A 13,612-nucleotide genomic window follows, 5' to 3' on the forward strand; every position below is an offset into this window, starting at 1 on the left:
GTGCTGCGGGCCTCCGCGCTGCCATACTTACGAAACCGTAGGTTACGGATGCGTAGCCAGAGTTGTCCTCGTACTCCTCACCCTCCAGGGGACTCCCCATGAACACCAGCCCCGATGTGATCGACGACGCCCCGGCAGCGGCGGCCGACGGTCCGGTCCTCTCTTCCGCCACGCTCGGCGGCGACAACAAGCGGTCGATCGAGCAGATCGCCCTGCTGCTGTTCATCGTGGTGCCGTTCATGGCCCTGGTCGCGGCGGTGCCGCTGGCCTGGGGCCGCGGTGTGAGCTGGCTCGATCTCGGTCTGCTGGTCACGATGTACTTCATCGGCTGCCACGGCATCACGATCGGCTTCCACCGCTACTTCACCCATGGCTCCTTCAAGGCGAAGCGCCCGCTCCGCATCGCCCTGGCCGTTGCCGGATCGCTGGCCGTGGAAGGCCCGCTGGTGCGCTGGGTGGCCGACCACCGCAAGCACCACCGCTTCTCCGACGCCGAGGGCGACCCGCACTCGCCGTGGCGGTTCGGCGAGACGCTCCCTGCCCTGCTGAAGGGGCTGTGGTGGGCGCACATCGGCTGGATGTTCGACGAGGAGCAGACCCCGCAGCAGAAGTACGCCCCGGACCTGATCAAGGACCCGGCGATCCGCGGGATCTCCCGCCACTTCCTCACCCTCACGATCGCGTCGCTGGCGATCCCGCCGCTGGTCGGCGGTCTGGTGACGATGTCGTGGTGGGGAGCGGCGACGGCGTTCTTCTGGGGCTCTCTCGTACGGGTGGCGCTTCTGCACCACGTCACCTGGTCGATCAACTCCATCTGCCACGCGGTCGGCAAGCGCCCGTTCAAGTCCCGTGACCGGTCCGGCAATGTGTGGTGGCTGGCGGTCCTCTCCTGCGGCGAGTCGTGGCACAACCTGCACCACGCGGATCCGACGAGCGCCCGGCACGGGGTGATGAGGGGCCAGGTCGACTCCAGTGCCCGGCTGATCCGCTGGTTCGAGAAGCTCGGCTGGGCGTACGACGTGCGCTGGCCGGACTCCGCCCGGATCGAGTCCCGCCGGATCGACTCCCGGCGCGAGTCCGCGCACGCCGACGCGGCATGATTGACGACGTGGCGACCGACGGCAGCACGAGCAGCGAGAAGAACCGTCCCTCCACCCGGCGTACCCGCCGCGTGAGGATGACCGGCAAGGAACGCCGCGAACAGTTGCTGGACATCGGCCGCACCCTCTTCGCCGACAAGGGCTTCGAAGGCACCTCGGTGGAGGAGATCGCGGCCCGCGCCGGCGTCTCCAAGCCGGTCGTCTACGAACACTTCGGTGGCAAGGAGGGCCTGTACGCCGTCGTGGTCGACCGCGAGATGCGCCAGCTCCTCGACATGGTCACCAGCGCCCTGACCGCAGGCCACCCGCGCGAACTCCTGGAACAGGCGGCGTTCGCGCTGCTCGACTACATCGAGACGTACACGGACGGCTTCCGCATCCTGGTCCGCGACTCCCCGGTCGCCCAGTCGACCGGCACGTTCGCATCCCTGATCAGCGACATCGCCACGCAGGTCGAGGACATCCTGGGGCTGGAGTTCAAGGCCCGCGGCTTCGACCCGAAGCTCGCCCCGCTGTACGCGCAGGCGCTGGTCGGCATGGTCGCCCTGACCGGCCAGTGGTGGGTCAACGCCCGCAAGCCGAAGAAGGCGGAGGTGGCGGCGCATCTGGTGAACCTGGCCTGGCACGGCCTGGAGAACCTGGAGTCGAAGCCGCGCCTGGTAGGTCACCGGAAGAGCTGAGCGGGGGCGGTTCGGGGTGCCGGGCGGGTGCGGGGTCCCGCCCGGCACCCCGCACCGCTGCGGCTTCTGTGCTGCCGCCCCGCCGCTCCGAGCAACAGAAACCCCGCTGATTGCTCATCGTTGAACCACTTCAGTCCCGTGCGTCACAGTTGTAGAGTCTGTGACCATCCCGGGAACGGTTCACTATGCATGTAACGCATCCGTGAACTCGTTCGACCCAGTTCCACCACTTACCCCTGGGGGGGCTTTGTCTTCTGTGGAACCCATCCGGTCCGTCCCCGCGCGCCCGAAGCGCGCGCGCCGGATCGCGGCCTGTACCGCTCTTGTTCTTTCGGCCGGCATGCTGCTGGCCGCCCCGGCTTCGGCCGATGACGCTCCCGCACCGCACGCCCCGGCCGTCGAGCGGCCCGCGCAGCCCCGGCTCGACCAGCTGCCGACGCTCACTCTGCCGAAGCGCACCGCCAAGAAGTCCGCGGCCGCGCGTGCCGCGGGCGCGGCCGACGCGGTCGTCCCGGCGAAGCCTCGTCAGGACGTGGACGGCGACGGGTACAGCGATCTGATGTACCGCGCCATCGACGGACAGGTGTACGTCGAGCCGTCGACCGGTGCTGCCGGCAACGTCTACACGATCAATGGCGACTACGAAGAGCAGTACAAGGACATCATCGCGCCGGGCGACCTCGACGGCGGCGGCGGTCCCGAGTTCTTCACCCTGTCGGCGACCGGCACTCTCTCGCTCTTCCAGAGCTGGGGCTCGGACAGCACCGGCTACGCCACCTGGTCCGGCAAGGGCTGGCAGATCTACAACAAGGTCTTCGCACCCGGCGACCTGAACGGGGACGGACGGGGCGATCTCCTGGCCCGCACGCCCTCGGGCGAGCTGTACCTCTACACGACCAACGGCGCGGTCGACAGCAATCCGCTCGCCTCGCGGGTCAAGGTCGGCAACGGCTGGGGCGTGTACGACCAGCTCGTCGGCGCGAACGACATGAACGGCGACGGCATCGGCGACCTGCTCGCCCGTACGACCGGCGGCGAGCTGTACTTCTACGCCGGCACCGGCACCGCCGCGACGCCGTTCAAGGGCCGGGTGAAGGTCGGCAACGGCTGGAACGCGTACAACCAGCTCATCGGGGTCGACGACCAGACCGGCGACGGCCTGGCCGACCTCCTCGTGCGCACCCAGTCCGGCACGGTCTACTTCTACGAGTCGACCGGGCGCGGCACCTTCCTCGCCCGCACCGGTGGCGACCCGGGCTGGAACGCCGCCTCGCTGTTCCTCGGTGCGGGCGGAAACCCCGACTTCGGCAAGAACGAGCTGATGGGGCTGGACGGCAGCAACAAGCTGTACTGGTACTACTCGAAGAACAACGGCCAGCTCAGCCCCCGCGTGCTCGTCGACGAGCTCTGGCCCGGCGTCAACCTCTCGCTGGCGTCGTCCTTCGACAAGGACGGCCAGGCGGACCTGCCGATCGTGTTCGACGGCACGCTCTACAACGGCCAGTACACGATCGGCAAGGGCTGGGGCATCTACAACAGCCTCGTCGGCCCCGGCGACCTGAGCGGCGACGGCAAGGGCGACCTGCTGGCGCGGGACCGGTCCGGCAACCTCTATCTGTACCGCGGCAACGGCACGGGCAGCGCGTTCGCCACCCGGATCAAGGTCGGGTCGGGCTGGGGTGTGTACAACAAGCTCCTCGGTGCGGGCGACTACACCGGTGACGGCCGCACGGACCTCCTGGCCCGCACCACCGGCGGCACCCTCTACCTGTACGCGGGCACGGGCAACGCCTCCGCCCCGTTCAAGTCGCGGGTCGCCATCGGCGGCGGCTGGAACACGTACAACAAGCTCGCCGCACCCGGCGACATCAACGGGGACGGCAAGGGCGACATCGTCGGCGTCAACTCCGCCGGCGACCTCTACCGCTACACCTCGACCGGAACCGGGAAGTTCACGGCGAAGGTCAAGGTCGGAGGCGGCTGGAACACCTACCGCAACCTGTACTGAGCACCCCGCACCACACAGAGCGCCCCGCGGCCGGACTTCCGGCTGCAGGGCGCTCCTGCGTGCCGGCGCCGGTACTCATCCCACCGGCTCCAGGAACTCCAGCCGGTTGCCCACCGGGTCGTGGGAGTAGAAGCGCCGGTGGCCCGGCAGGCCGGTGTCCCAGCGGACCTCCGCGCCATGGGCCTCCAGCCGGGACGCGTACGCCTCGATGTCCGTGACGCGCAAACCGGGATGGGCCTTCCTCGCCGGGCGGAAATCCTTCTCGATGCCCAGATGCAGCTGGACCGGTCCCGCCTGGAACCAGCAGCCGCCGCGGGCCGCCAGGACCGGGGGCTTGGGGAGTTCGGTCATTCCCAGGACGTCCACGTAGTACATGCGCAGGGCGGGCTCCGAGCCTGCCGGGGCGGCCAGTTGAACGTGGTCCACTGCGGCGATCATTCACTTCTCCTTGTGGGCGACGGCAAAAATGCGGCGGAACGGGAAGACCGTGCCGTGCGGACCCTTCGGGTACGCGGTGCGCAGCAGGTCCCGGTATGCGGCGAGGAACGCCTCGTGCGCCTCCGGGTCGTCCGCGAGCGCCGTCAGGACGGGGCGCAGGCCCGTGCCCTTCACCCAGTCGAGGGCGGCGTCCTCGCCCTGGAGGAGGTGGAGGTACGTGGTCTCCCAGACGTCCGCCGTGATGCCGGGGGCCGTCAGGGCGTCCAGATAGGCGGTGGGGCTGAGGACCGCGTCGGCGTGGCGCAGGACGCCGGTCAGGCGGGAGCGCCAGCGTGGGGACTCCGCCAGTTCGCGCATCAGGGTGTGGGTGGGCTGGTCGAAGTTGCCGGGGACCTGGAAGGCGAACGTGCCGCCCGGGGTGATGCCGTCCAGCCAGTCGGGAAAGCGGCCGGCGTGGCCGGGGACCCACTGGAGCAGGGCGTTGGAGACGATCAGTTCGTACGGTTCCGCCGGCGTCCAGGTCGCCGCGTCGGCCTCGGCGAAGTCCAGGAGGGGTGTGGCGTGGGCACGGGCCTGTTCCAGCATCTGGGGGGAGTTGTCGTACCCGGTGATCCGGGCCGTCGGCCAGCGGGCCGCGAGGAGTGCCGTGACGTTGCCCGCGCCGCAGCCCAGGTCCGCGATGCGGAGCGTGGGGGCGGCCGGGGGCTCCGGGATGCGGGACAGGAGATCCTGGAACGGGCGGGTGCGGTGGTCCGCGTGGCGCAGGTACTGCTGCGGATCCCAGGTCGGTGTCGTCATGGCAGCCAGGATCACCGCAGAGATATCTTGATGTCAAGACACTCGAATTCAAGAGACTTCATGTCGACAGACCCTTTACACTGATCCACATGGAGGACGAGGTTGACCGACTGGTCGCTGCATGGCGTCGCGAGCGCCCCGACCTCGACGTGGAACCGCTTGAGGTCCTCAGCCGCGTCTCACGCCTGGCCCGTCACCTCGACCGGGCCCGCCGGATCGCCTTCTCCGAGCACCATCTCGAGCCGTGGGAGTTCGACGTACTCACGTCCCTGCGCCGCGCCGGGGCCCCGTACCAGCTCTCCCCCGGTCAGCTGCTCACCCAGACGCTGGTCACCTCGGGCACGATGACCAACCGCATCGACCGGCTGACCAAGAAGAACCTCGTCGAACGGCTCCCCGACCCCAGCGACCGGCGCGGCGTGCTGGTCCGGCTCACCGCGGAGGGGCGCGACAAGGCCGACCAGTCGCTGGCCGGACTGCTCACCCAGGAGCGCGCCATCCTCGGCGAGCTCTCCCGCCACCAACGCGGCGAACTGGCCGGGCTGCTACGCCAGTTGACCGCCCCGTTCGACAACATCCCCGGATAGCTCGGCCGGTCCGACACCGGCGCGTCGGGCCAGCGCCACCGCGGCCAGCGTCGAGTGCACGCCCAGCTTCCCCAGCACGTTCTGCATATGCGTCCGCACCGTGTGCGGGGAGAGGTACAGCCGCTCCGCCACCGCCTTGCGACCCAGCCCCGCCACCATGCAGCGCAGCACCTCGCGCTCGCGCGGGGTCAGCGACTCGACCAGCTGCTCGCTCTCGGTGCGGTGCTTGCGGGCTGCCGTCAGCTCGCGCAGGACGCCGGTGAGCAGCGCCGGAGGCAGATGCGTCTCGTCGCGGAGCACCCCCCGGATGACCGTGAGCAGCCGTTGCAGCGAGCAGTCCTTGGCGACCCAGCCGGACGCCCCGGCCTGCAACGCCAGCGCGGCCCGGCGCGGGTCGTCCTTCTCGGCGAGCACCACCGTACGGACGGACGGCTGGCCCGAGCGGACCCCGGCGACCAGCGAGATCCCGTCGACCGGGGCGGGTTCGCCACTGCGCGGGGCGGGGACCGGGACCGGGCCGGGGACGGTACGTCCCGTGGCCGTCGCCAGGGTGCCCAGTTCGGCATCGACGAGTATCACGTCGTAACTACGGCCTTCGGCGGCCGCCCGCTCCAGACTCCGAAGCGCGGCCGGGCCGCTGCCCGCCGCCGCCACCTCGACGTCCGGTTCCGCCGCGAGTGCCGCCGCGAGCGACTCGGCGAAAATGCGGTGGTCGTCCACCACGAGAACCCGGATACGAACCACAGGCACCCCCCACACTGCATCTGCTCCGGGGCCACCCCAGGACCCCCCGAACGGGACGGACCGGTGCGGGCACGGCGCCCGGAGCGATGAGGGTGAACCGCAGTTCCACGGCCGCCGCCGTGTGCCGACTGCCACCCCGCCCCGGGCGTCGTGCCCGACTGTCTCGTACCCCTGAATCAGCACCGGCCCCCACCGGTGCTGAGCATCAGCGTACGGCCGGGGGCCCGGAGCGGAAGGCAATTCGCAGAACTGATGGACCTCGGTGTTTAGGGTGCGGTTCATGTTTCGTCTTGAGACAGAAGTAGACAAAGATCGTCGCCTTCTGCTGGACGAGCGGCTGCACCACAGCACTACGGGCTGTTCCCCTCCCGGCTGGAGACTGGGATTTCCAGGCTCCGGACCTCTACCGGAAGCGGGGCTACGAGGTGATCCGGCAGGTCGGCACCTACCCGCCCGGAGTCACCGAGTTCATCCTGAGAAGACCTTCACCCGATGCGACGGGCCCCTGCCGACGGGACCGCCGGGAAGACACCGGGCGTCGCGTACCCGGCCGAGGTGAATGCCTCCAGCACCGACGTGGTGACCGCGTCCGCGTCCGCCTCGTCCACCAGCACGATCGCCGAACCACCGAAGCCGCCGCCGGTCATCCGCGCACCGAGCGCCCCGGACGCGTTCGCCGTCGAGACCACCAGGTCCAGTTCCGGGCAGGAGACCCGCAGATCGTCGCGGAGCGAGACATGGCCCGCGGTGAGCACCGGTCCCGCCGCCCGCACCTCGCCCGCGTCGAGCAGTGCGATGACCTGCTCCACCCGCGCGTTGTCGCTGACCACATGGCGTACGTACCGCACGACCGACTCGTCCGCGCCGGACTCGGCGAGCGTGTCGAGCGCGGCATCCAGACCCTCGTACGGAAGATCGCGGAGCGTCCCTGCGCCCAGCACCCGCGCACCCTCCTCGCAGCCGGCCCGCCGCTCCGCGTACGCGCCGTCGCCCAGCGCGTGCTTGACCCGGGTGTCGACCACCAGCAGCCGCAGACCGTGCGCGGCCAGGTCGAACGGGACCTGGCGCTGGGTGAGGTCGCGGGTGTCGAGGTGCAGCGCGTGGCCCTCGGCGCAGCACGCCGACGCCATCTGGTCCATGACCCCGCACGGTACGCCGACGAATGCGTTCTCGGCACGCTGCGCCAGCACCGCCAGCTCGGCAGCGGACAGGCCGAGTTCGAAGAGGTCGTTCAGCGCGAGCGCGGTGACCACTTCGAGGGCGGCCGACGAGGAAAGCCCGGCGCCGGTCGGGACGGTCGAGGTCAGCTGGATGTCCGCGCCGGTGACCTGGTGGCCCGCCTCGCGCAGGGCCCAGACGACACCGGCCGGGTACGCCGCCCAGCCGTGGCCCTCGTGCGGCGCCAGCTCGTCGACCCGCAGCTGGACGACACCGCCCGGCACGTCGGTGGAGTGCAGCCGCAGCTCGCCGTCGGTGCGGCGGGCGACGGCCGCGCGCGCGGTGTGCGGCAGCGCGAGCGGCATCACGAAGCCGTCGTTGAAGTCGGTGTACTCGCCGATCAGGTTGACCCGGCCGGGGGCCGCCCAGACTCCTTCGGGGGCGGTGCCGTACAGCTCGGTGAAGGCGGTGACCAGCTCAGCGTTGTCGGTCATGGGGCGGTGGGCTCCTCTCGGCGGGCGAACGTCCAGGCGTCGGAGACGATTCCGGCCAGGTCGGCGCGGGACGGCCGCCAGCCGAGCCGCTCCCTGGCCGTGGCGGCGGAGGCCACCAGCACCGCGGGGTCGCCGGCGCGGCGCGGGGCCGCGGTCTCGGGGACGGGGTGGCCGGTGACCTTGCGGACGGTCTCGATGACCTCGCGCACCGAGAAACCGTTTCCGTTGCCGAGGTTGCAGATCAGGTGCTCGCCCGCGGTGGCCGCGTCCAGGGCGAGGAGGTGGGCCTCGGCAAGATCGGCGACGTGGATGTAGTCGCGTACGCAGGTCCCGTCGGGGGTCGGGTAGTCGTCGCCGTACACGGAGATCGACTCGCGCTGCCCGAGCGCGACCTGAAGCACGAGCGGGATGAGGTGCGACTCCGGGCTGTGGCGTTCGCCGCAACTGCCGTACGCACCCGCCACGTTGAAGTACCGCAGCGAGACCGCGGCCAGTCCGTGCGCGGCCGCCTCGCCGGTGATCATGTGGTCGACGGCCAGCTTCGTGGCGCCGTACGGGCTGGTGGGCGCGGTCGGGTCGGACTCCGTGATGGGGCTGGAGACCGGTTCGCCGTAGGTCGCGGCGGTGGAGGAGAAGACCAGGGTGCGGACCCCCGCGTCACGCATCGCGGCGAGCAGCGCGACGGATCCGCCGACGTTGTTCACCCAGTACTTCTCCGGGTCGGTGACGGACTCGCCGACCTGGGAGTACGCGGCGAAGTGCAGCACCCCGTCGTAGGAGGAGTCCAGCCAGCGGGCAGCGTCCTGGATGCGGCCCTCGATGAACTCGGCCCCGGCCGGGACACCCTCCCGGAACCCGGTCGACAGGTCGTCGAGGACGGTCACCGCGTGACCGTCCTCCAGAAGATGCGCGGCAACCACACTGCCGACATATCCCGCGCCACCCGTGACCAGGTACTTCTTCTGGGGCTTACTCACTCGCTCGCTACCTCTCGCAGTCGCTGTGCCGCGGCCTCCGGCGGCACATCGTTGATGAACACGTTCATGCCGGATTCGGAACCCGCGAGGAACTTCAGCTTGCCGGAGGTGCGTCGGATGGTGAAAAGCTCGAGGTGGAGCCCGAACTCCTCCCGCCCGGGTACCCCGAACGGCGCCTGGTGCCAGGCCGAGATGTACGGCGTCGGCGGCTCACCAGGGCCGAAGATCCGGTCGAATCGCCTCAAGAGTTCCAGATAGATCTGTGCGAACTCCGTGCGCACGGCATCGTCGAGTTCCCGCAGGTCGGGGACGCGCCGGCGCGGGTGGAGGTGGATCTCGTACGGCCAGTGCGCCGCGTAGGGCACGAACGCCACCCAGTGCTCACCGGTCAGCACGATCCGCTCGCCGTCGGCCAGCTCGCGGGCCACGACGTCGTCGAAGAGGTTGCGGCCGGTCCGCTCGCGGTGCGCCTCCATCGAGCGGAGCATCAGCTCGGTGCGCGGGGTGACGAACGGGTACGCGTAGATCTGCCCGTGCGGATGGCCGAGCGTCACACCGATCTCGGCGCCCCGGTTCTCGAAGCAGAACACCTGCTTGACCTGCGGAAGCTCGGCGAGTTCGGCCGTGCGGTCGGTCCATGCCTCCAGGACCAGGCCGGCCTGCTCCTCGGTGAGGTCGGCGAAGGACACCTCGTGGTCGGAGGTGAAGCAGACGACCTCGCAGCGGCCGGAGTCCCCGGCGAGCGAGGGGAAGCGGTTCTCGAAGACGGCTACGTCGTAACTGTCGTCGGGGATCTCGCTGAGCCGGCCGTCCCGGGACGGGCAGAGCGGGCACTCGTCGGCCGGTGGGTGGTACGTGCGCCCCTGGCGGTGCGAGGCGATGGCGACGCTGTCCCCGAGAAGGGGGTCGCGGCGGACTTCCGACGAGGTCGAGACGGCGTCGAGCGGTCGCCGGTCGACAGCGCTCCGGACCACGTCGTCGCGGCTGTCGTAGTAGAGCAGCTCCCGGCCGTCGGCGAGCGTCGTAACCGTCTTCTTCACCAGGTTCCTCCAAACATAACCAACCACAACAAACCACAAGTCAACAAACGCGTCAATGATGTGGTGGAACCGCCCCGCACCTCTTGCGAGGTCACACCCATTTAATCTGGATCTTTCCTCTCATTCGATCACCATCGAACAAGGAACCCCAGGAAGAATCTTTATTTGCGCAAGATCGTGGTTGCTTCGCGTTCAGTTCGCGCAACGAAGCGAGCACCCCCACATGCGATACCTGGCCGAAGGGCTCCGGCTCCCCACGAACGGGGGCGACGACGCCTGGTGCCGCAAGCCGACCCTGCTCGGCCGGGGCGCGATCGTCCTCGCCGCTCTCTGCCACCTGCCCCACTCGGTCCGATCGGAGGCATCACCATGTCCGACCGGCACAAGGAAGTCTCCGAACCGGAGCACACGTCCGCGACCGCGGCCCGCCTCTTCGACATCCGGCGGATCACCGGCGGCCTCTTCGTGGTCTACGGGGCGATCGTCACGATCGCCGGGATCAACCCGTCCGACGCCGACCCGAAGAAGACCGAGGGCGTCCACATCAACCTCTGGACAGGGCCGGCCATGCTGGTCCTCGGGCTGTTCTTCCCGGTGTGGCCGAAGCTGCGCCCGGCCGAGATTCCGGGCGGCTCCGACACCGGAACCGATGCCTGGGCAGTCGGCACACTGCCCCACGGGGGCCGGATGTCACACAGGGTCCGGCCCCTTCTGCCCTGTGTCCACCGCCGCCCGTTCCAGCAGCCCGGTGCGGGCCGCCAGCGCCGCGGCCTCCAGCCGGGAGCCGACGCCCAGCTTCATCAGCACCCGTTGCACATGTGTACGGGCGGTGCTCGGCGCGATCCGCATCCCGACCGCGATCTGCCGGGTGTCCTCGCCCTCCGCGACCCGCACCAGGACCTCGATCTCGCGGGGGGTGAGCATCTGCAGGAGCCGCTGTCCTTCGTCGTCCGGCAGGACGGCCGGGTTGAGCAGCTCGGCGAAGGCGCCCTGGAGCAGTTGCGGCGCGACCGCCGTCTCCCCGGCGCGCGCCTTGACCATCGCCCGCTCGACGCCCTCTATCCGCTCGTCGTGCCTGACGTATCCGGCGGCACCGGCGGCGAAAGCGGCCGCGATCCCGCGCGGGCTGGGCACCGGTCCGAGTACCACGACCGCCACTTGCGGGCGCTCCCGTTTGATCCGGGCGATCGGGTCGAAGGCGCCCGGGTCGGCGGGCGTCGCGGTACCGAACAAGCAGACCTCCGGGGCGCGGCTCACCACGATGTCCGCCGCGCCGGCGGTCGGCGCGGCCGCCGCCAGCACCCGGTGACCCCGCAATTTCAGCGCCGAGGCGAGCGCCTCGGCAAGCAGTCGGTGGTCATCGACCACCATGAGACGCACGCCCATCGAGAACCCCCTATCAGGACCCAGGCCCCCCGGCCCTCTTGACCCGGCAAGCTACACGCTTGTTCGAGCTCGTGTGCCCCTTACCAGGCAGAAGCCCCCCGGAATGCCGAATCATGCGCCGTTCAGGGGCACTTGGCCGATGGCAAGCGGGCAGAAGGGAGCAGGAAACGGGTGGCAAACGAACAGCCCTGCCGGTCGGACGATCGACCGGCAGGGCTGTGGTGCGTGGTGCTTCCCGTGACGGCGTCAGCCGGCGCCGAACGAGACCGCGAGGTGCCGATCGGCGTCGAGCGAGCTGTCGCCCCGCTTGCTCACCGTCGTCTCGGAGATGAACAGCCGGCCGCCCGAGTAGAGGAACTCGGCGTAGTCCGCGGAGAAGCTGGTCTCCGCGTTCCGGTCGGCCTCGTCGGCCGGGTTCTCCAGCAGCAGGGTCTGCTCGAAGGTGGAGCCGTCGATGGAGACGATCTGGCCGCCCTTGTCGTACGGGGGCACCTTGTACGCAATGATGTTGGACCCGTCCATACGGATCGGGAACATCGTGTACCGGTCACCCGCGTCGGCCTTGTCGCTGGTCGGCTTGCCGGTGGTGAGGTCGAACGAGACGACCTCGTTGGTGTCGCCGTATTCGCCCGTGCTCCCGTCGTGCCTCTCGGTCGGCAGATAGATGCGGTTGTTGCCGACCGCGAGATGCTGGCAGGTCTCGACCTCGGTGGAGCCGCAGCGGGCGGCGTACTTCGCGCCGTCCGCGGCGATCTTGGTGAGCAGCTTGCCGGTCGACGCGTCGATCGAGAAGAAGTCCGAGATCCCGCTGCCGTCACCGGCGGTGTCGCCGACGTCGGCGGCGACGACCAGCGGCTTGGTGGAGACGATGCTCGCGTACTCGACGCCGGGCGGCATCCTGTACGAGGAGAGCGGGGCTCCGGTGGTCGGGTTCAGCGCCTGGACGACGAGCTGCGGGTCGTCGTACGTACCGCACCTGCGGACCGCGGCGAGCGCGTCGCCGCCGCCGTACCCCCTGTCGTAGCACCCGTCGGCGCTGACCTTCGGCTTCCAGCGCTCGGCGCCGGTCGCCAGGTCGAATGCGGCGCCGCCCTCGGTGCCGCCCGCGGCGACCGTGGTGCCGCTGAGCGTGATCTCGTCGAACCGGATCGGCTCGTCACCGCCGCCGGCGGCGGTCACCGACTTGCTCCACATCAGCTTGCCGGTGGTCAGGTCGAGCGCACCGACCTGGGTGCACCGCGGGTACTTGTTCGCCTTCGTCGCCTTGCCCGCCTCGAAGGCGATGGCGGTCTTGAAGTCCTTGGACATGTGCCGGGAGGCGGCGCAGAGCTGGCCGTCCAGCGGGATGGACCAGAGCTTGGTGCCCTTGACCTTGTCGTAGGCGACGATCTCGTTCAGGCCGGTCTTCACGAACGCCTTGTCGGTCAGCCAGGAACCGTTGACAACCGTGACGTCGGTGACCTTCGGTTCCGGGAGCTGGAAGGCGGCCGTGGCCCTGGTGTTCGCCGGAGCCTTCTCCTTGCCGCCACCGAGACCGCTGCCGGAGCCGCCCTTGTCCTCACCGGTGGTGCCGGCGGAGTCGGACGCCTCCTTCTTCTTGCCGCCGTCGCCCCCGCTGGAGGCGAACCAGACGCCACTGCCGACGATCAGCGCCACAGCGGCCACCGCGGCGACGATGATCTGCGTCTGGGTGCCGAACTTCTTGCCGCCGTTCCCGCCCTGCTGCGGGGGCACATACTGCGGCTGCATCGGAGCGGTCGGGTAGCCGTACCCCTGCTGCGGCGGCTGACCGGGCGGCATGCCGTACCCGCCGCCCGGAGGTGTCTGCGGGTAGCCGTAGCCGGGCTGCTGCGGCGGGGTCTGCGGGTAGCCGTAGCCGGGCTGTTGCTGCGGCGGACCCGCGGGCGGTATCTGTGGGGCGCCGAACCCGCCCGCGAGCGGCGTCTGCGGGGCGCCGAACCCACCGGCGGGCGGCGTCTGCGGCGACGGGGGCTGCGGGGCCGGCTGCTTGCCGAACGGGTCGGCGGGCGGCGGTGCCGGTGCCCCGAACCCTCCGGGCGGCGGGTCCTGCGGGGCGCCGAACCCGCCCTGGGGCGGCTCGTTGGGCGGCTGGGGCGGCTGTGTCATGGCGTACGTACCTCGGGGGAAAGGAAGCCGGTCGGTCGGGACCCGGCGTGGTCGGTCATGGTCCGTCGGGTGCCT

Annotated in this window: 12 protein-coding genes and 2 pseudogenes; 6 read left to right on the plus strand and 8 right to left on the minus strand. The window is 70.2% G+C overall.

Features of this window, described 5'->3' with window-relative positions:
• Positions 1–98: 98 nt before the first annotated feature.
• From ACGFSA_RS17445 to ACGFSA_RS17455, 3 genes are all read left to right on the plus strand, one after another.
• Complete coding sequence (locus tag ACGFSA_RS17445; protein ID WP_393305044.1) at positions 99–1,100, plus strand: acyl-CoA desaturase; 1,002 nt, start codon at positions 99–101, stop codon at positions 1,098–1,100.
• Positions 1,097–1,780 carry a TetR family transcriptional regulator gene (locus tag ACGFSA_RS17450; RefSeq protein WP_393305046.1) on the plus strand — a complete coding sequence of 228 codons (684 nt, stop codon included), beginning with the start codon at positions 1,097–1,099 and terminating at the stop codon, positions 1,778–1,780. The genes ACGFSA_RS17445 and ACGFSA_RS17450 overlap by 4 nt, the downstream gene beginning before the upstream one ends.
• A gap of 340 nt (positions 1,781–2,120) precedes the next feature.
• Entirely contained in the window at positions 2,121–3,788 is a 1,668-nt protein-coding gene (locus ACGFSA_RS17455) for an FG-GAP repeat domain-containing protein (RefSeq protein ID WP_393305048.1), read from the plus strand.
• 75 nt (positions 3,789–3,863) lie between these two features.
• Here ACGFSA_RS17455 and ACGFSA_RS17460 read toward each other — a convergent pair whose 3' ends face one another.
• Together ACGFSA_RS17460 and ACGFSA_RS17465 are read right to left on the minus strand one after the other, a co-directional pair.
• Complete coding sequence (locus ACGFSA_RS17460) at positions 3,864–4,226, minus strand: VOC family protein (RefSeq protein WP_393305050.1); 363 nt, start codon at positions 4,224–4,226, stop codon at positions 3,864–3,866.
• Positions 4,227–5,024, minus strand: a complete 798-nt coding sequence (locus tag ACGFSA_RS17465) for a trans-aconitate 2-methyltransferase (protein WP_393305052.1) — start codon at positions 5,022–5,024, stop codon at positions 4,227–4,229.
• An 89-nt stretch (positions 5,025–5,113) separates the two neighbouring features.
• Between ACGFSA_RS17465 and ACGFSA_RS17470 the strand changes: the two genes are divergently transcribed.
• A complete protein-coding gene (locus ACGFSA_RS17470; RefSeq protein ID WP_393305054.1) occupies positions 5,114–5,611 on the plus strand; it encodes a MarR family winged helix-turn-helix transcriptional regulator in 498 nt (165 codons plus the stop codon).
• Here ACGFSA_RS17470 and ACGFSA_RS17475 read toward each other — a convergent pair.
• Positions 5,570–6,355 (minus strand): LuxR C-terminal-related transcriptional regulator, encoded by a 786-nt coding sequence (locus ACGFSA_RS17475; protein WP_393305133.1) that lies wholly within the window; start codon positions 6,353–6,355, stop codon positions 5,570–5,572. The genes ACGFSA_RS17470 and ACGFSA_RS17475 overlap by 42 nt on opposite strands.
• Positions 6,356–6,735: 380 nt before the next feature.
• On the opposite strand from ACGFSA_RS17475, the pseudogene ACGFSA_RS17480 reads away from it, so the two are divergent.
• A pseudogene (locus tag ACGFSA_RS17480) lies at positions 6,736–6,831 on the plus strand (N-acetyltransferase); the annotation flags it as partial.
• A 9-nt stretch (positions 6,832–6,840) separates the two neighbouring features.
• Here the strand turns inward: ACGFSA_RS17480 and galK are convergent.
• From galK to galT, 3 genes are read right to left on the minus strand one after another with little or no spacing between them, the layout of a single operon-like run.
• On the minus strand, positions 6,841–8,007 hold the full coding sequence (galK, locus tag ACGFSA_RS17485) for a galactokinase (protein ID WP_393305056.1): 1,167 nt from the start codon (positions 8,005–8,007) through the stop codon (positions 6,841–6,843).
• The gene (galE, locus tag ACGFSA_RS17490; RefSeq protein ID WP_393305058.1) at positions 8,004–8,984 is read right to left on the minus strand and encodes a UDP-glucose 4-epimerase GalE; all 981 of its coding nucleotides are present in this window, start codon (positions 8,982–8,984) and stop codon (positions 8,004–8,006) included. The genes galK and galE overlap by 4 nt, the downstream gene beginning before the upstream one ends.
• Positions 8,981–10,024, minus strand: coding sequence for a galactose-1-phosphate uridylyltransferase (galT, locus tag ACGFSA_RS17495; protein ID WP_393305060.1), 1,044 nt, complete (start codon positions 10,022–10,024; stop codon positions 8,981–8,983). Before galT ends, galE begins: the two co-directional genes overlap by 4 nt.
• A 369-nt stretch (positions 10,025–10,393) precedes the next feature.
• Between galT and ACGFSA_RS17500 the strand changes: the two are divergent.
• Positions 10,394–10,651: pseudogene (locus tag ACGFSA_RS17500) on the plus strand (hypothetical protein); the annotation flags it as partial.
• Positions 10,652–10,714: 63 nt separating this feature from the next.
• On the opposite strand, the gene ACGFSA_RS17505 reads toward ACGFSA_RS17500, so the two are convergent.
• The gene (locus ACGFSA_RS17505; RefSeq protein WP_393305062.1) at positions 10,715–11,410 is read right to left on the minus strand and encodes a LuxR C-terminal-related transcriptional regulator; all 696 of its coding nucleotides are present in this window, start codon (positions 11,408–11,410) and stop codon (positions 10,715–10,717) included.
• 246 nt (positions 11,411–11,656) lie between these two features.
• Complete coding sequence (locus ACGFSA_RS17510) at positions 11,657–13,537, minus strand: PQQ-binding-like beta-propeller repeat protein (RefSeq protein ID WP_393305064.1); 1,881 nt, start codon at positions 13,535–13,537, stop codon at positions 11,657–11,659.
• Positions 13,538–13,612 lie beyond the last annotated feature (75 nt).

The sequence above is a fragment of the Streptomyces sp. NPDC048496 genome (assembly GCF_043200055.1).
Taxonomy (GTDB): domain Bacteria; phylum Actinomycetota; class Actinomycetes; order Streptomycetales; family Streptomycetaceae; genus Streptomyces.

Bases quoted from the DNA above. Each gene is read 5' to 3' on its own strand.
- ACGFSA_RS17455 (WP_393305048.1), top strand. From the start codon at position 2,121: ATGCTGCTGGCCGCCCCGGCTTCGGCCGATGACGCTCCCGCACCGCAC.
- ACGFSA_RS17510 (WP_393305064.1), bottom strand. From the start codon at position 13,537: ATGACACAGCCGCCCCAGCCGCCCAACGAGCCGCCCCAGGGCGGGTTC.
- galK (WP_393305056.1), bottom strand. From the start codon at position 8,007: ATGACCGACAACGCTGAGCTGGTCACCGCCTTCACCGAGCTGTACGGC.
- ACGFSA_RS17445 (WP_393305044.1), top strand. From the start codon at position 99: ATGAACACCAGCCCCGATGTGATCGACGACGCCCCGGCAGCGGCGGCC.
- ACGFSA_RS17465 (WP_393305052.1), bottom strand. From the start codon at position 5,024: ATGACGACACCGACCTGGGATCCGCAGCAGTACCTGCGCCACGCGGAC.
- ACGFSA_RS17460 (WP_393305050.1), bottom strand. From the start codon at position 4,226: ATGATCGCCGCAGTGGACCACGTTCAACTGGCCGCCCCGGCAGGCTCG.
- ACGFSA_RS17470 (WP_393305054.1), top strand. From the start codon at position 5,114: ATGGAGGACGAGGTTGACCGACTGGTCGCTGCATGGCGTCGCGAGCGC.
- ACGFSA_RS17450 (WP_393305046.1), top strand. From the start codon at position 1,097: ATGATTGACGACGTGGCGACCGACGGCAGCACGAGCAGCGAGAAGAAC.
- ACGFSA_RS17505 (WP_393305062.1), bottom strand. From the start codon at position 11,410: ATGGGCGTGCGTCTCATGGTGGTCGATGACCACCGACTGCTTGCCGAG.